This window comes from Conexibacter woesei DSM 14684 (genome assembly GCF_000025265.1).
GTDB classification, from domain to species: Bacteria; Actinomycetota; Thermoleophilia; order Solirubrobacterales; family Solirubrobacteraceae; genus Conexibacter; species Conexibacter woesei.
Genome location: NC_013739.1, coordinates 4,856,950 through 4,872,439, shown reverse-complemented (window position 1 = coordinate 4,872,439; position 15,490 = coordinate 4,856,950). Strand labels below are relative to the sequence as shown.

Genomic DNA, 15,490 nt, shown 5'->3' with positions numbered 1-15,490 from the left:
CGAGCGGCGGCTGCGATGCGAGCGGCGGCTGCGATGCGAGCGGCGGCTGCGATGCGCGCGGCGGCTGACGTGCGCGCCGCGGATCCGCGCGCCCGGCGGGATCCGTGCGCGACAGCCGGCACGGGCGGGTAGGACCGTCGGATGACCTCGGCCGGCGACCCCTTCGCGGTGACCGGCGCGAGCGGCGAGCTCGGCGGGCGCGTCGCCGCGCTCCTCGCGCGCGCGGGCGCGCCGCTGCGGCTGGTCGTGCGCGACGCCTCCCGCGTGCCCGTGCTGCCCGACGCGGTCGGAGCGACGGACGTCGCGATCGTGCCGGGCGGCTACGGCGACCCTCTGCTGGAGGGCGCGCTCGACGGCGCCCGGACGCTCCTGCTGGTCTCGGCGACCGAGTCGCGCGACCGCGTCGAGCAGCACGTCGCAGCGGTCGACGCGGCGCGCGCCGCGCGCGTCGAGCGGATCGTCTACCTGTCGTTCCTGGCGGCTGCGCCCGACGCGACGTTCACGTTCGCGCGCGACCACTTCCGCACCGAGCAGCACGTGCGCGCCAGCGGTGCGGCGTTCACGTTCCTGCGGCCGAGCCTCTACCTCGACCTGGTGCCCTCGTGGATCGGTCGCGACGACGTCATCCGCGGTCCGGCGGGGGAGGGGCGCGTCGCCTGGATCGCGCGCGACGACCTCGCCGAAGTCGCCGCCGCGGTGCTGCTCGCGGGCGGTGCGCACGACGGTCGCACCTACGACGTGACTGGGCCGCGAGCGCTGACCGTCGCGGAGACCGCGGCGCTGCTCGCTGACTCCTCCGGTCGTCCGATCTCCTATGTTCCGGAGTCGCTGGACGAGGCGCGCTGGCGGCGGTGCCGAGACGTGGGAGATCGAGGGATGGGTGACCTCCTACGCCGCGATCGCCAGCGGCGAGATGGACGTCGTCAGCGACGTCGTCGCGCGCGTCGCCGGACACCCGCCGACCTCGCTGCCGGCGTGGCTGCGGTCGCACCGAGCGGCTGGAAGCAAGCGCTAGGGTTGGCGCAAAAGCTCGCAAAAGTTGACGCATGCGCGCTCAATCTGAACGCCGGTGAGACATTCCGAGGTCGGCGCGATGACGCCGACCCCCGAGGCGGATACCCTCCTCTGGTGGTCAGCAGACGAACCACCCCATCGCGAACGCGACGAATTGGGGGGCGAGGTCTAAAGGTCCCCGGTGGAATGCCGAGGAACCCCTAAAGCTGCATCCACGCTACGCATGGACGAACGCACCCTCGACACCACGCCTCTCGCTCGCATCGCCGCCCGGCGCCGCGCGCTCCGTGGTGCGCTGGTCGCGCTGACCGCAGCCGCCGCGCTCGGCGCGGCCCCGGCTGGTGTCCTCGCCGCCGACGTCGGCGGGGCGCAGGCGCCCGACTCGCAGGCGCTCGCCGCGCCCAGCACCGAGCAGCCGGCGACGGCTGCCGCGCCGCAGGACACCTCGCAGGCCGCCGCCGCGCCGCAGGACACCTCGCAGGTCGCCGCCGCGCCGCAGGACACCGCTCCGGCCGCGACGGCGCCGCAGGAGTCGGCCCCGCCCGCCGCCGCGCCGCAGGACACCGCTCCGGCCGCGACGGCGCCGCAGGAGTCGACCCCGCCCGCCGCCGACGGCGCGTCCGGCGAGACGCCGCCCGCCGCTGACGGCGCGTCCGGCGAGACGCCGCCCGCCGATCCCGGCTCGGGCGCGCCGCAGACGCCGGCCGACGGTCAGACCCCCACCGAGCCCGCTCCCACGGAGCCCGGTCCGGTCGATCCGGGTCCGGTCGATCCCGGCCCGGTCGATCCCGGCCCGGTCGATCCCGGCCCGGTCGATCCCGGCCCGGTCAACCCGGGTCCCGTCGATCCCGGTCCCGTCAACCCGGGTCCCGTCGACCCCGGTCCCGTCGATCCCGGTCCGGTCGATCCGGGTCCCGTCGATCCCGGTCCGGTCGATCCCGCTCCCGTCGACCCGGCTCCGGTCGACCCCGGTCCCGTCGACCCGGCCCCGGCCGACAATCCGTCGCCGAGAACCCCGTCGCGTCCGGCCGACACGTCCGACACGCCCGACACGCACCCGAAGCCGCCGGTCAACGGCGGCACGCTGCGGCCGCCCACCGTCGAGGCGCCGGCGCCGCCGGTCGCGCCGACGACCACCCCGGTCACCGCGCCCGCGCCGGTCGTCTCCGCGCCGGTCACGCTGCCGCAGCCGGCGGCAACCGCGCCGCCCGAGAGCACCGCCAAGGACGACGCCGAGCAGGCAGCGGCCCGCGCGGCCGAGAAGCAGCGCGGCGTGCGCAAGGTGCTCGCCCGGCTCGGCTTCGGGCCCGCCCAGACGGCTGCGGAGCTGCCGCGGGCGGCCGCCTCGATCGATCCGGCCGGAGCGCTCTGCGCGCCGATCGTCGTCGCCACGGCGACGACCACCGCGGACGGCACCACGCCGGCCCCGGTCGACCGCGACCAGGTCAGAAAGACCCGCAACGCCGAGGAGCCGGGTTCGGTCCGCGGACCGCCCGCCCCGAGCGACGCCCCCGTCTCCCCGGTCTCGGCCAGCGCCGCGGCCGCCGCCGCGACGGCCGGTGCCGGCGGCATCTCCTTCTTCGCGATCCTCGTCGGTTCGGTCAGCGCAGGGCTTGCGCAGGCCGAGTCGGTCGCGCCGCCGTGCTCCTTCGAGAGCAACCCGGCGACGCCGACCTCGCACGACGCGGCGCGCGCTCCACCCGCCTCCTGAGTCACCTCAGCGAGCCGCCCCGTACGGGCCGGCTCTCACGTGAACTCAGAGAACGGAAGGAGCACCATCATGGTCGCTACCAACGACCGCATCCAGCGCCTCACCACCGCCCGTCGGGATCGCATCACGCGTTCGTCGCGCGTCCGCCTGCTCGCGAAGCAGGTCGCCGCCGGCGAGTACGTCGTCGACCCCGACCGCATCGCCGAGGTCCTCGTCGAGCGCGCGCAGTTCCACCAGCGCGTCAAGGCGGACCTGCTGACGCAGCGCTCGCCGACCGAGCTGTGAGCTCGGCGGCGAGCGGGGACCGACGACGTCCGTGACCGCGCGGCCTGCGCGAGCAGGGTAGGCCGCGCGGCCACGGCGTACCCGTGCCGTACGATCCAGACAGATGCGACGACGGCTCATCCTCGCGATCTGCACGGCGGCGCTCGCCGCGACGATCGTCGCTTCGCCGGCCGGCGCAGCGACGTTCCAGGGCACGCTGACGATCGCCCCGCCCGTCGTCCAGGCTGACGGAACCGTCGTCGTCAACGCCAGCGGCACGACCGCGAGCCAGTGCGCGCCGCAGGAGTACTGCGGCTACTTCCCGCTCGTCACGACGGTCCCCGCGGCGCAGTCGTGCCAAGCGGAGATCACCGGCTCCAGTTGGGTCGGCACCGACGTCTACGACGACACGCGCGGCCGCGTCCCGCAGAGCTTCGCGCCGACGTGGAAGGAGTGGCCGTCGCTCTACGCAGGCCCCAAGCGCGCCTGTCTCTACATCAGCGCCGGCAGCAGCGAGACGTTCGTCGCCGAGGCGACCTACGAGGTGCCGGGCGACCCCGGCAGCCCGCCTCCGACCAGCCCGCCGCCCGGCGACGGCTCCGACATCGTCCGTGCCCCGATCCCGCGCTCGGTCGGCAAGCGCAATCCCTTCCCATACCGCCTCAGCACCGCCAACGTGCCGAGCGGCGTCGACGCGACGCGGTTCGAGCAGCTGACGCGCATCGCGGCGCGCCGCTGGGGCCTGCGCGCGGTCGGCACGACGCCGCGCGCCCCGCGCGCCGGCGACGGCCGCGACACCGTCGGCTTCGCGAGAGACGTCCCGCGCGCCGCGCTCGGCGTCACGAGAATCCGCTCGGTCCGCTACTACCGCCGCGACGGTCGCGGCCGCCAGCGGTTCGTCTTCGAGCGCGTGCTGGAGCGCGACCTCGCGCTCGCCTACGGCGTGCCGTGGCACGCCGGGCCGGGGATCCCGCCGCGCGACCGCGTCGACCTGCAGACGGTGATCGTCCACGAGCTCGGCCACTACGCCGGCAACGACCACGTGCGCAACTGCACCAACAGCCCGATGTGGGTCGGGCTGCGCGCCGGGGAGTGGTGGTGGAGCCGCGCCGACTGGTTCCAAGTCGGCTGCCGCAACGCGCCCTCGACGCCGGCCGTCGCGACCGCCGCCGCCGTCCGCGACGCCGCCGCCGCGCGCGCGGCGACACGCGCGCGCAGCGCTGCGCCCGGCCCGCCGCGACCGCTGCTGGTGCAGCGGTCCGTGCGGCGGGTCGTGCTCGGCTGAGCGGCTACGCCCGGCCGGCCTCGGCCGCTGCCTGCTCGGCGGCCGTCAGCTGGTCGTCGACGAGCGCGAGGCCCGCGTCCCAGAAGCCCGGGTCGGTCAGGTCGAGCCCGACGAGCCTGCCCAGCTCCTCCGGCGCCATCGAGCCGCCGGCCGAGAGCATCCGCAGGTAGTCGGGCACGAAGCTCGCGCCCTCCTGCCGGTAGCGGCCGTAGACCGACAGCGCCAGCAGCTGGCCGTAGGCGTACGCGTAGACGTAGCCCGGCGAGTTGATGAAGTGGGGGATGTAGGACCACCACGTGCGGTAGCCCTCGGTCACCTCGACGGCGTCGCCGAACAGCTCCTCCTGCGATGCCGCCCACAGCTCGCCGAAGCGGTCGATCCCCAGCTCGCCCTCCTCGCGGCGAGCGGTGTGGATCGTCTCCTCGAAGGTGTGCATCGCCGTCTGCCGGAAGACGGTCGCGATCGCACCCTCGATCGACTCCGACAGCAGCGACAGGCGCGAGGCCGGCGTCGAGGCCGACTCCAGCAGCCGGCCGAAGACGAGTGTCTCGCCGAACACCGACGCGGTCTCTGCGAGCGTCAGCGGCGTCCCCTGGTGGAAGACGCCCTGCGGCGCTGCGAGCGCCGCGTGGACGCCGTGGCCGAGCTCGTGCGCGAGCGTCAGCACGTCGCGCCGGCGGGCGGTGTAGTTGAGCAGCACGTAGGGGTGCGCCGAGGGCACGGTGTAGGAGCAGAACGCCCCGCCGCGCTTGCCGGGGCGGACCGGCGCGTCGATCCAGCGCTCGTCGAAGAAGCGGCGCGCGAGCGCGCCCAGCTCCGGCGTGAAGCTGTCGTAGGCGTCGAGCACCAGCTCGCGCGCCTCGCGCCACGTGAAGCGCTCGTCGGTGTCGGCGACGGTCGCGGCGCGGTCGTAGTCGGCGAGCCGCTCGACGCCGAGCAGTCTGGCCTTCAGGCGGTACCAGCGCTGCGGCACGTCGTAGCGGCCGCGGACGGCGGTCACGAGCGCCTGGACCGACTCGTCGCTCGCCTCGTTGGCGAGGTTGCGCGCCGTCAGCCAGTTCGGGTAGGTGCGCAAACGGTCGTCGACCGCCTTGTCGTGCAGCAGCGTGTTGAAGATGAACGCGCGCGTGCGCAGGCCGGGGCGCAGCGCCTCGGTGACGGCCTCAGCTGCGCCGCGCCGCTCGTCGCGGTCCGGGCCCGAGAGGAGGGCAAGCGCTTGCTCCAGCGTCACCGGCTCCGGCGCTGACGGCAGTCTCACCTCCAGCGAGGACATCAGCTCGGCGAACAGCCGCGTCCACGCGCCGGCGCCGCTGATCCCCTTCTCCGCGAGGATCCGCTCCTCGGGCTCGCTCAGCAGGTAGGGGCGGTAGCGGCGCTCGGTCCGCAGGTAGTGGGCGAAGAACGCGTTGTCCTCGCCGGCGAGCAGCTCTTCCGCGCGCGCGTCGTCGAGCGTCGCCCACTCCAGCTCGAAGAAGAGCAGCGTCGTCTGGATCGCGGTCGCGCGCTCTTGCACGTGCTGGAGCAGCGCGCCGATGCGCTCGTCGGCCGTGTCGACGGCGAAGCGCAGCGACGCGTACGAGCCCGCGCGGCCGACCAGCTCGTGCAGCGCGGCGAGCTGCTCCATCGCGGTGCGCAGGCCGGGCGCGTCGAGCGTCGCGAGCTTGCCAGCGTAGGCGGCGGCGAAGGCGTCGGCACGCTCGGCCGCCTGGGCGAGGAGAGCGCGCACGCCCTCTTCGCCCCGGCCGTCGACGAGCGGATCGAGATCCCAGGCGACGCCGGCGACCTCGTCGTCCGCGGGCTCCTGGTTGGTGGCGGGGACGGTGGTCATGGCCGTGAGCTTAGACGCGCCCGCCCTCGTTCGACGCGCGGATCTGCGATCCTTCTGCCTCAGACAGACGCAAAACTGCCGAGTTCCCGTCGTCCAGCACGGCAGGGAGCGGGGGACCCACTCGGGCCGGATCCGTCCGGCCCACGGGGCGAATCGCCACCGGCCACTCCGCCATCGGAGGGCTCTGGAGGCGTAGCGCACTCTTTCAGCGCGAGCCCGTCAGCTCACCTCGTAGGCGACAGAAAGAGAACTCATGGAGGTTCCATGCCCGCGACCTGTCCCGCTGAGGACGTTGACGATCTCGTCCATCCCGAACGTTGGGAGCGCTCCCGCGAGCGCTCTGCCAGCCGCCGCCTCGGCGCGCTGCGCCGCCGCCGTCGCCAGCGCGGCTCGCGTTCGGTCGCGCTCGTGCTCGCCGCGGCGCTGACGCTTGGTGCCGGCGGCGCGCTCGCCGCCCCCGCCGGTGACGGCAGCGACGGCGTGCTGAAGAAGGGCAGCAGCGGCCCGGTCGTCGTGCAGCTGCAGCAGAAGCTCGGCGTGCCGGCTGACGGCGCCTTCGGCCCGCAGACCGAGCGGGCGGTGCGCCGCTACCAGAAGCAGAAGGGCCTCGGCGTCGACGGCGTCGTCGGCCCGCAGACGGCCAGCGCGCTCGGGATCAGCCTCGCGACCGCGCAGGCGCAGTCGCGTGGCGGCGGCGGAGGGGGGAGCGTGCGCACGCCGGCGATCCTCGACTCGATCGCGCAGTGCGAGTCGGGCGGCGACCCGACCGCGATCTCGCCTGACGGGACGTACCGCGGCAAGTACCAGTTCGACCGTCAGACGTGGGCGGCGTACGGTCCCGCGGGCGATCCGGCCCGTGCCTCGGAGGCCGAGCAGGACCGCCGGGCGCTGAAGCTGTACAAGGCGCGCGGCACCTCTCCCTGGCCCAACTGCGCGTAGCGCGGCGGCTCCGCGCCGCCCCGCCCCGCGCCGCCCCGCTCGCCCGGCCTAGTTCGCCAGGCCGGGCGGGTCGCCGTGGAGGATCCAGGCGCCGTCGTCGCGGCGCTCGATCACTCTGCGGCGGGTCAGGTCCGACAGCGCGGTCGTGACCGACGGCCGCTGCGCGCCGATCAGCCTGCCGAGCACCTGGTGCGTGAGCGGCAGCTCGAGCACGACGCCGCCGGGTCCGACGCGGCCCCAGCGGTCGGCGAGTCCCCAGAAGAGCAGTTCGAGCCGTGCATCCACGCGCGTGAGGTGGCTCGTCGCCTGCGTCGTGGCGAGCTCGGACGCGCGCCGCACGGCGCGCGCGGTTACGGCGCTCACCAGCTCCGGCCAGCGTCCGATGATCGCCGTGATGCGCCGGTCGAGCACCGCGAGGCGGACCGGCTGGAGCGCGGTCCAGACGACCTGCGGGCGGACCGTCATCACCTCGCGCTCCCAATCCCACGGCCGCAGCAGGTCACCGCGGCCGAGCAGCTCGGTGCAGGCCGCTCTGGCGAACGTGACGTCGCGCATCAGCAGCCCGTCGAGCACGAGCACGCCGAGGTGGCCGTTGCCGCCGTCGGCCGGCCGGACCGGCTCCCAGACGCCGGGCGCGATCACCTCGACGGCCGCGATCGCGTGACGCGTCGCGAGCTGGAGGCTCGTCGGGTCGAGGTCGGCCGCCAGCTCCGGATCCTCTTCCAGCACGCGCACGAAGGCGTTTCCGCTCGACATTGCGAAACAGCGTATTGGCGTGTGCACGCCCATGCCACAGCGAACTGTTGCCGACACCACGTCAAACGCGGTGTCCACTGCGTTGTCACGTGGCCGCGCCCGGCCGCTGCACGATTCCGTGCAGAGCGCGGCGCGTGCGGCTCGCGGGCGGGAGGTGCGCTCAGGTGCGCGAGGCGAGGCGCGCGCGAAGGTGCTCCCCGCCGCCGGCGGCGGGCTCGACGTCCAGCTCGTCGGCGAGCCGTTCGAGCAGGCAGCCGAGGCCGGGCAGCTCCGTGTCGCGCACGAGCTGCTGACCGCCGCCGGGCGCGAGCGGACCGATCACGAGGTCGAAGCCGCGCTCGTGCTCGTCGATCGCGACGCGCACTGCGCCGCCGCCGTCGAGCGCGTGGGCGCCTGCGGCCCCGGCGATCGCGTCGCTGACGATCTGCGCGTCCGACAGCCGGTCGATCGAGAAGTCGGCGCGGGCGGCGACGAGCGAGACGACACGGCCGAGGACGGCGGCCGCGTGCGCGCCTGGCTCGAGCGTCAGCGCAACGCCTCGGACCGGCGGAGCCGCGTCGCGCGAGAGCCACACCGTCAGCGGCGGCGCGTCGTCGCCGCCGTCAAGCGCGAACGCCATCCGCACCTCGGTGCCGTGGCGGCCGCCGGCGATCCCGAACTCGTCCGACAGCGACGCGATCAGCGCGAGCCCGAAGCCGAGCGGCGGTCCGTCGCCCTCCGACGGCAGCGGGCGCAGTCCCGGCCCGCGGTCGCGGATCGACAACACGAGGCGGTCGTGCTCGACGCCCATCGCGACGTCGAGCGGGCCGTCGTGGTTCTCGTACGCGTGCACGACGGCGTTCGTGCACGCCTCGGTGATCGCGATCTTCATGTCGGCCGCGCGCGCGGGGTCGATCCCGAGGCTGTCGGCGAGGCCGGCGAGCGCCTGCCGCACGAGCGCGACGTTGGCCGGAACGGCGGGGAGGCTGAAACGGACCTCGGGCGCGGTCGACGAGCCGACGCTGGGCGTCGGCTCCGGCATGCTGCCGGCCGGCGGGGAGGTGCTCGTTCCGTCGCTCACGTCACACCCCGTATGAGCGCTCGCGCGCTTCGCCAAACCTGTAACTCCGAGCAAGCGGTCGGTTCGCCAACCGGTGACGCAGATTTCCTGCTGGCGCGGTCACGGCGGCGCAGTCTAGTGATCGGGCGCACCGCACCCTGACACCGTGTCGCGATGCCGTAGCATCGCGCGCCGTGGAGCTCGCCGGGCCGACCCTGACGCTGCGCTATGCGACGCCCGCCGACGCGGCGGCGCTGTTCGCGCTCGCGAGCGATGCACAGGTGACGCGCTTCTTCTCGTGGGGCCCGTACACGAAGGTCGAGCAGCCGCTCGCATACATCGAGCGACTCGCCGGTCAGCGCGAGCGTGGCGAGCAGCTCGACCTGCTGATCGTCCATCGCGACGACGGGCCGATCGGCGTGACCGGCCTCGCCGAGCTGTCCAGACGCGATCGCCGCGCCGTCGTCGGCACGTGGCTCGGGCGCAGATGGTGGGGCAGCGGCGCCAACGACGAGTCGAAGGCGCTGATAGGCCGGCTCGCGTTCGACCATCTCGGCCTCGATCGCGTGGGCGCCTACGCCGACGTCGACAACGGTCGCTCCCAAGCGGCGCTGGAGCGGACCGGCTTCGTGCGCGAGGGCGTCCTGCGCGGCTGGCACCGGCATGGCGACAGCGTTCGTGACGTCGCGTTGTTCAGCCTGCTGCGCGACGACTTCGCGCGCTCGCGGCTGGCGGCGGTCCCCACGCAGATGCGCGGGGAGCCGCCGCAGTCGTTCGTCGTGCTGCCGTTCAGCCCGTGACGGGGCCGGTCGGCGGCGGGCCGGTCGGCGGCGCGGGCGGCGCCGACGGCGCGGGCGCCGCGTAGCCGTCGTCGGCCGAGAACGGCGGGTAGGTCTCGGTCACCAGCAGGTGGTACGCGTTCGCGCGCGCCTCGTACGCCTGCGTCCACTTCATGATGTCGAACAGGGCCTCCGGCTGTCTGCCCATGATCACGATCACGATCCACGACAGCACCCCGATCGCGCGTGCGACGATCTGCACGAAGTACAGGACGATCACGATCGGGATCATCAGGATGAAGCGGAAGCCGGTCTTGACGCGGCTGTAGGCCGACAGCGGCTCGTCGATCCGCAGGCGGACCGGGTACTGCGGCTCTTCGTCGCCGCCGAACGAGGGGAACTCGTCCGTCATCAGCAACATGTAGCCGTTCACCCGGGTGATGAAGCGCAGCGCCTTCGCCACGAAGTCATAGAGACCCTGTGGATAACGGCCGGTGAAGACGATCGCGAACCAGGCGATCACGGCGCAGATCAACGCACCGATTCCCCAGAAGATGCTGACGATCAGCCACGGGATGACGAGGATCAAGCGGAAGAATGTCGTGAGCCGACTGCGCTCCTCGACGAAGTCGGCCTCGTAGCCAACTGGGTACATGCGGACACCTCCTGGTGCGGAATGAGTGCTCTCCCACAGCACATCTCACCAGGATCATCGGCAGAAGAGGTGAAGATCCACACGAATTCGGCGCTTCAGCGCGCCGAACCTCCCGCAGTCGGGTCAGATTGCGCGGCTCAGCTGCGGCGCGCTTCCCAGCTGAAGCCGCGCACGGCGAGCACGACGCCGAGGACCGTCCAGGCGACGAGCACGCCGATCGAGGAGAGCTGGTCGCCGAGACTCTCACCGGTGACCATCGCGGCCGAGAGCCCGTCGATCAGGTGCGTGAGCGGCAGCGCCTCGGCGATCCCGGCGAGGAACGACGGCACGTCCTCGGCGTCGTAGAAGACGCCCGAGATGATGATCAGCGGCAGGAAGATCGCGTTGACGTACGCGGGCGCCGACTCGTTGTTCGGGATCACGTGCGAGAGCGCGACGCCGAGCGACGCGAAGCAGATCACGCCGAGCACGACGAAGACGACCATCTCGCCGGGGTTCGGCGGCCAGTCGATGCCGAAGAAGACCTTGCCCGCGACCGTGATCAGCACCATCTGCAAGGCGGTGTTCGTGATCGAGTGGCCGGCGATGCCGAGCAGGAACGCACCGCTCGGGATCGGCGTCCCGCGCACGCGCTTGAGGACGCCCAGCTCGCGCATCGCGGTCATGTTGTACGCCAGCGCGCTGAACGTGGTCGAGACGACGCTCATGCCGGCGATGCCGGGGACGATCACGTCGAGGTCGTCCTGGTTGGAGCTGAAGACCGCGCCGAACAGCGCGAGCAGCAGCAGCGGCAGCATGAAGTTGAAGAACGCGGCGCTCGGGTTGCGCCAGAACATGCGGCGCTCGAGGCGATACTGGCGCCACGTGAGCGCGGCGAAGCTCTGCTGCGCGGCCGCGCTCGCGCCCGTCACGCCGTCAACTCCAGGTAGATGTCCTCCAACGTCGGGCGCGAGACGCTGAGGCTCTCCAGCTTCTCGCCTCTCGCGAGCGCCGCGGCGGTCAGCTCGTTGAGCAGCGTCGTCGGATCGTCGGTCTCCTGCTGGTTGAGCAGCCCGCTGCCGTTGCGCCACGCGACGCGGTAGCGGACAGCGCCGCTGCCGACGCCCAGCTCGCTCGGCGCGCCCTCGACGAGGATGCGGCCGTCCTTGATGATCGCGACGCGGTCGGCGAGCACTTGCGCCTCGTCGAGGTAGTGCGTCGTCAGCAGGACCGTCTTGCCGAGCGCCTTGAGCGAGCGGATCGTGTCCCACGCGCCGCGGCGGGCGGCCGGGTCGAAGCCGGTCGTCGGCTCGTCGAGGAAGATCAGCTCCGGGTCGCCGACGAGCGCGAGCGCGAAGTCGAGCCGCCGCAGCTGACCGCCGGAGAGCGTGCGCGTGCGGGCGTCCTCCTTGCCGCGCAGGCCGGCCAGCTCGATCACCTCGCCGACGTCGCGCGGCTGCGGGTACATGCCGGCGAAGTGCTCCAGCACCTCGCGCACCTGCACGTGACGGTAGATGCCGCTGCTCTGGAGCACGATCCCGACGCGCGAGCGGAGGTCGCGGGCGCGTCGCTGCGGGTCGTATCCGAGCACCGTGACCTCGCCGGCCGTCCGCTCGCGGTATCCCTCGAGGATCTCCACGGTCGTCGTCTTGCCAGCGCCGTTGGGGCCGAGGAGTCCGAACACCTCACCGCGGCGCACCGAGAAGTCGAGTCCGCGGACCGCCTCCAGATCGCCGTAGCTCTTGCGCAGTCCGCGGACCTCGATCGCCAGGTTGTTGCTGCTCACGAACGACCATGATGCCTCAAACGGGCCCGCGAGCAGCCCGTCGTCACATCTCCAGCACGGATGGCAGCTCCTCGCGCGACGAGATGCCGAGCTTGCGGTACGCGCCGCCGAGATGCATCTCGATCGTCTTGCGGGTGAGAAACAGCGCCTCGGCGATCTCGCGGTTGGTCATGCCGCCCGCCGCCATCGCCGCGATCCGCCGCTCGCTCGGCGTCAGCGCCTCGACGCCGGTCAGCAGGGTCCGCGACCGCCGTCGCGCACCGGTCGCCCCGAGCTCGTGCACGGCCCGCTCGGCCAACAGCGACGCGTCGCAGCGCGTCGCCAGATCGGCCGCCCGCCGCAGCGGCTCGCGCGCGTCTCGCGGCCGGCGCGCGCGCCGGAGCGCGGTGCCGAGGTCGGTCAGCGACCGTGCCAGCTCCAACCGCGCGGGCGTTCCCTCCAGCGTCTCCACGGCCCGCGCGTGCCAGTCCACGGCGGTCGCGGGGTCCGCCACTGCGCCGCGAGCGCGCAACGCGAAGCCGAGGCCGCGCGGCGCGCCCCAGCGGCGCGCCAGCGCAAGCTCCTCCTCGGCGAGCCGCAGCGCCTCCTCACGCTCTCCGAGCGCCGCAAGCACCGGCGCCGCGTAGCCCCGCCAGGTCGGCGTCCCTATCGTCGCGCGCGCCCCGTCGCGCTCGTCGCGGCGGCCGAGCTCGCGGAGGTCCTCGAGGCCGGCCGCCCGATCGCCGCACGCGATCGCCAGCCGCGCGCGTGCGACGAGCACCGGGTGGTAGAGCAGCCCCTCTGGCAGCGGCCGCCCGAGCCCGGCGTCCTCGAGCACGGCGACCGCCTCGTCGAGACGGCCGCGGTCGACGAGCGCGTCGACGAGGAAGCCGACGGCTCCCGGCAGCCCGTCCTCCCATCCGTGGAGGCGCACCGTGTCGACCGTGTGGCGGGCCTCGACCTCGGCGTCCGCGAGCGCGCCGCGGCGGTACGCCGACAGCGACCGCATCAGCGAGCAGAGCGCGAAGCCCAGCACCGAGCCGGTTGCGCGAGCGCGCCGCAGCGCCGCGGCGAGGTGATCGTCGGCCGCCGCGAACGCATCCGCGGAGATCAGCACCAGCACCGCGTAGTGGAGCGTCAGCGAGGCCGGTCCCTCCTCGTCGAGCAGCACGCCGCCGGCGAGGGAGCGCTCCGCCAGCGCCATGCAGCTCTCTGCCGGAGCGCCGCGCATCGCACCCCAGTACGCGAGGTTGCCGAGCAGCATGCATTCCGCACCGGTCCTCGCCGCCGGCGGCTCGTGCGCCTCGACCTCCGCCATCACGCGCGCGGTCAGCTCCATCGGCGCGAGCAGTGCGAGGCTCGACCTGTGGGCGGTCAGCTCGATCGCCAGCGGGTCGTCGCCCGCCAGCGGCACGACCGCCTGCCGCAGCCGCTCCAGCGCCTCGTCGATCCGCCCCGCTCCGACGAGCGGCACGGCGAGGGCGCGAGCGGCACGGGCACGCTGACGGGGACCGGCGGCGTCGCGCCACGCCGTTTCGAGGTGGTCGAGCGCGTCGCGCTCGCCGGCCTGGAACGCGACCTCGCCGAGTTGGAGCAGCAGCGCGTGCCGGTGCTCGTCCGGCGGCTCAGCGAGCGCTCGGCGCAGGCATTGCAGCGCGACCGCGATCGCGCCCTCGTCGCGCGCTCGCCGTGCGGCGTCGAGCAGGGCGTCGCGCGCCCATGGCTCGCCGACCGCGTCCGTCTCGAGCAGGTGCGCGGCGACCCGGGTGCTCGGCGCCCCGGCCGCGGCGAGCAGGCGCGCGGCGCGGCGGTGCGCCTGCGCGCGTTCGACGGCGGTGAGGCCCGAGGCGATCGCGCTGCGGACGATCGGGTGCTCGAAGCGCGGGCGGCGCTCCGGCGCCAGAACGCCGGCTCGGCACAGCGCGGCGGCGGCCGCGGTGGCGGCGGCCTCGTCGAGGCCGGCCAGCGCCGCGACCCGCGACAGCTCGGCGCCGTCGCCGAGGATCGCGAGCGCACGCGCGACCGCGACCGCGTCCGGCGAGACGCGCGCGATCCGCGGCAGGATCGCGCGCGCGATCGTCTCCGGCCCCAGCTCGGCCGCCTGCGCCGCCTGCGCGCCGAGCGGTGCCGTTCCGCCGGTGGCGAGCGCGCCGATCAGCTCGCGTACGTAGAACGGGCTGCCCCCGGTTGCCGCCAGGCAGGCGGCGACGAACGCGGGCTCCGGCTCGCCCAGCTCCTCCGCCAGCAGCCGCCTCACCGCGGCGGTGCTGAGCGGCTGGGGAGCGATCCGCTCGGCGGCGCCGCCGAGCGCCACCGCGACGTCGACGTCGCCCTCCGCGACGGGCGGGCGGGTCGCGGCGACGAGCGCGACGGGCAGCTCGCCGACACGAGGTGCGAGGAACGCGAGCAGGTCCTGCGAGCGGGCGTCCGCCCACTGCGCGTCGTCGACGACGAGGACGAGAGGCGCGCGGTCGGCGAGCGCGCAGACGAGCCAGTAGAGGCCGTGCAGCAGGCCGGTGTCCGCGACCGCCGGCCTCGCCGCGGGCAGATCCGCCGGATCGCCGCGTTCGAACAGCGGCGCGCACAGCCCGGCCGCGCCGGTCAGCACCGCCGCGCGCATGGCCGGGTCGCGCAGCGGCGGCTCCAGCAGCTCACGCACGACGCCGAACGGGAACCGCCGCTCGAGCTCGCTGCCGCGCGCCCACAGCACCGTCGTCCCCGTGCGAGCGGCCGATGTCGCGGCCGCTTGCAGCAGGACGGTCTTGCCGATCCCGGCGGGACCCTCCACGACGAGCGTCCGTCCGGCACCCGCCCGCGCGCCTCGCAGCGCGGCGCGGATCGCCTGCAGCTCGCCGTCCCGTTCGAGCAGTGGCCGCCGCCCGCGTCGCATGCGCCCACCGTACTGCGCCGGATGCAGGTTCATCGCTCGCGTATCCCAGGGTGGCGCCCTGTAGCTAGGCCGGCACCGCGGTGTGACAGTGGACGTGGCGTTTCTCCGACAGAAGAGGCTCGGCATGCGGGGCACGATCGATATGCGACGGCTGGCCGCCTGGATTGCGGCGGCCGCAACGGCTGCGCTCCTCGCGGCGGCGCCCGCCGGCGCCCAGGTGGTGCAGGACCACTGGAGCGGGAAGTGGCGGTTCACCGCCGACGGCGGCCAGAACTACGGCATCCTGAGGCTGAACCTCGACGAGGCTGACGACAAGACGCTCCAGGGCAGATACACGGGTGACACGAACGGGACGCTGACAGCGACGCTCAACCGCCGCTTCGGCGCGGACGCGTGCGGGACGTTCAAGGACACGAGCGGCCGGAACAGGAACGCGGGCAAGTTCTGCATGTTCCTCGACACCACAGGCGTCGACACCTTCAGCGGCTGGTACAAGCCGTGCCGGGTCCTCTGCTCCCGGCAGCAGTGGTCGGGCACGAAGCTGTAGCCCACGCTCGCGATCTCGCCCACGAAGCTCCAGCCCGCG

Annotated in this window: 13 protein-coding genes, 1 pseudogene and 1 riboswitch; of the genes and pseudogenes, 7 read left to right on the top strand and 7 right to left on the bottom strand. The window is 74.0% G+C overall.

The features are described from left to right. Positions 1 to 141: 141 nt before the first annotated feature. The 4 genes and pseudogenes from CWOE_RS22950 (at position 142) to CWOE_RS22935 (ending at position 4,274) form a co-directional block, all read left to right on the top strand. Positions 142 to 1,015 (top strand): annotated as a pseudogene (locus CWOE_RS22950) (NAD(P)H-binding protein). 222 nt (positions 1,016 to 1,237) lie between these two features. Then, positions 1,238 to 2,725 (top strand): hypothetical protein, encoded by a 1,488-nt coding sequence (locus CWOE_RS33625; protein WP_012936033.1) that lies wholly within the window; start codon positions 1,238 to 1,240, stop codon positions 2,723 to 2,725. A gap of 69 nt (positions 2,726 to 2,794) precedes the next feature. After that, positions 2,795 to 3,010 carry a flagellar biosynthesis anti-sigma factor FlgM gene (locus CWOE_RS22940; RefSeq protein WP_012936032.1) on the top strand — a complete coding sequence of 72 codons (216 nt, stop codon included), beginning with the start codon at positions 2,795 to 2,797 and terminating at the stop codon, positions 3,008 to 3,010. A 103-nt stretch (positions 3,011 to 3,113) separates the two neighbouring features. After that, positions 3,114 to 4,274: a hypothetical protein gene (locus tag CWOE_RS22935; protein WP_012936031.1), complete on the top strand. Its 1,161-nt coding sequence runs from the start codon at positions 3,114 to 3,116 to the stop codon at positions 4,272 to 4,274. A 4-nt stretch (positions 4,275 to 4,278) separates the two neighbouring features. Here CWOE_RS22935 and CWOE_RS22930 read toward each other — a convergent pair whose 3' ends face one another. Next, on the bottom strand, positions 4,279 to 6,102 hold the full coding sequence (locus CWOE_RS22930) for a M3 family oligoendopeptidase (protein ID WP_012936030.1): 1,824 nt from the start codon (positions 6,100 to 6,102) through the stop codon (positions 4,279 to 4,281). Positions 6,103 to 6,168: 66 nt separating this feature from the next. Continuing rightward, positions 6,169 to 6,355: riboswitch (cyclic di-AMP (ydaO/yuaA leader) on the top strand. Positions 6,356 to 6,366: 11 nt separating this feature from the next. On the opposite strand from CWOE_RS22930, the gene CWOE_RS31285 reads away from it, so the two are divergent. Further along, positions 6,367 to 7,041 carry a transglycosylase family protein gene (locus tag CWOE_RS31285; RefSeq protein WP_012936029.1) on the top strand — a complete coding sequence of 225 codons (675 nt, stop codon included), beginning with the start codon at positions 6,367 to 6,369 and terminating at the stop codon, positions 7,039 to 7,041. 48 nt (positions 7,042 to 7,089) lie between these two features. On the opposite strand, the gene CWOE_RS31280 is transcribed toward CWOE_RS31285, so the two are convergent. Together CWOE_RS31280 and CWOE_RS31275 are read right to left on the bottom strand one after the other, a co-directional pair. Next, positions 7,090 to 7,797 (bottom strand): Crp/Fnr family transcriptional regulator, encoded by a 708-nt coding sequence (locus CWOE_RS31280; RefSeq protein ID WP_049793374.1) that lies wholly within the window; start codon positions 7,795 to 7,797, stop codon positions 7,090 to 7,092. 160 nt (positions 7,798 to 7,957) lie between these two features. Beyond that, positions 7,958 to 8,857 (bottom strand): ATP-binding protein, encoded by a 900-nt coding sequence (locus CWOE_RS31275; protein ID WP_148261123.1) that lies wholly within the window; start codon positions 8,855 to 8,857, stop codon positions 7,958 to 7,960. Positions 8,858 to 9,030: 173 nt separating this feature from the next. Here CWOE_RS31275 and CWOE_RS22910 point away from each other — a divergent pair, with 173 nt between their 5' ends. After that, positions 9,031 to 9,636: a GNAT family N-acetyltransferase gene (locus CWOE_RS22910; RefSeq protein WP_012936026.1), complete on the top strand. Its 606-nt coding sequence runs from the start codon at positions 9,031 to 9,033 to the stop codon at positions 9,634 to 9,636. On the opposite strand, the gene CWOE_RS22905 is transcribed toward CWOE_RS22910, so the two are convergent. From CWOE_RS22905 to CWOE_RS22890, 4 genes are all read right to left on the bottom strand, one after another. Next, positions 9,626 to 10,270, bottom strand: a complete 645-nt coding sequence (locus tag CWOE_RS22905) for a DUF4389 domain-containing protein (RefSeq protein ID WP_012936025.1) — start codon at positions 10,268 to 10,270, stop codon at positions 9,626 to 9,628. The genes CWOE_RS22910 and CWOE_RS22905 overlap by 11 nt on opposite strands. A gap of 137 nt (positions 10,271 to 10,407) precedes the next feature. Beyond that, positions 10,408 to 11,181 (bottom strand): ABC transporter permease, encoded by a 774-nt coding sequence (locus CWOE_RS22900; RefSeq protein WP_012936024.1) that lies wholly within the window; start codon positions 11,179 to 11,181, stop codon positions 10,408 to 10,410. Further along, positions 11,178 to 12,035, bottom strand: a complete 858-nt coding sequence (locus CWOE_RS22895) for an ABC transporter ATP-binding protein (protein ID WP_012936023.1) — start codon at positions 12,033 to 12,035, stop codon at positions 11,178 to 11,180. The genes CWOE_RS22900 and CWOE_RS22895 overlap by 4 nt, the downstream gene beginning before the upstream one ends. Positions 12,036 to 12,078: 43 nt before the next feature. Further along, positions 12,079 to 14,904 carry an ATP-binding protein gene (locus tag CWOE_RS22890; RefSeq protein WP_041730856.1) on the bottom strand — a complete coding sequence of 942 codons (2,826 nt, stop codon included), beginning with the start codon at positions 14,902 to 14,904 and terminating at the stop codon, positions 12,079 to 12,081. Between the two features lie 82 nt (positions 14,905 to 14,986). Between CWOE_RS22890 and CWOE_RS22885 the strand changes: the two genes are divergently transcribed. Next, positions 14,987 to 15,451, top strand: a complete 465-nt coding sequence (locus tag CWOE_RS22885) for a hypothetical protein (protein ID WP_160165557.1) — start codon at positions 14,987 to 14,989, stop codon at positions 15,449 to 15,451. The last annotated feature ends 39 nt before the right edge of the window (positions 15,452 to 15,490 follow it).

What these genes read in the sequence shown, in the direction of transcription:
- CWOE_RS31280 (WP_049793374.1), bottom strand. Translation starts at nt 7,797, where the DNA reads ATGTCGAGCGGAAACGCCTTCGTGCGCGTGCTGGAAGAGGATCCGGAG.
- CWOE_RS33625 (WP_012936033.1), top strand. Translation starts at nt 1,238, where the DNA reads ATGGACGAACGCACCCTCGACACCACGCCTCTCGCTCGCATCGCCGCC.
- CWOE_RS22905 (WP_012936025.1), bottom strand. Translation starts at nt 10,270, where the DNA reads ATGTACCCAGTTGGCTACGAGGCCGACTTCGTCGAGGAGCGCAGTCGG.
- CWOE_RS22930 (WP_012936030.1), bottom strand. Translation starts at nt 6,102, where the DNA reads ATGACCACCGTCCCCGCCACCAACCAGGAGCCCGCGGACGACGAGGTC.
- CWOE_RS22890 (WP_041730856.1), bottom strand. Translation starts at nt 14,904, where the DNA reads ATGCGACGCGGGCGGCGGCCACTGCTCGAACGGGACGGCGAGCTGCAG.
- CWOE_RS22940 (WP_012936032.1), top strand. Translation starts at nt 2,795, where the DNA reads ATGGTCGCTACCAACGACCGCATCCAGCGCCTCACCACCGCCCGTCGG.
- CWOE_RS22935 (WP_012936031.1), top strand. Translation starts at nt 3,114, where the DNA reads ATGCGACGACGGCTCATCCTCGCGATCTGCACGGCGGCGCTCGCCGCG.
- CWOE_RS31285 (WP_012936029.1), top strand. Translation starts at nt 6,367, where the DNA reads ATGCCCGCGACCTGTCCCGCTGAGGACGTTGACGATCTCGTCCATCCC.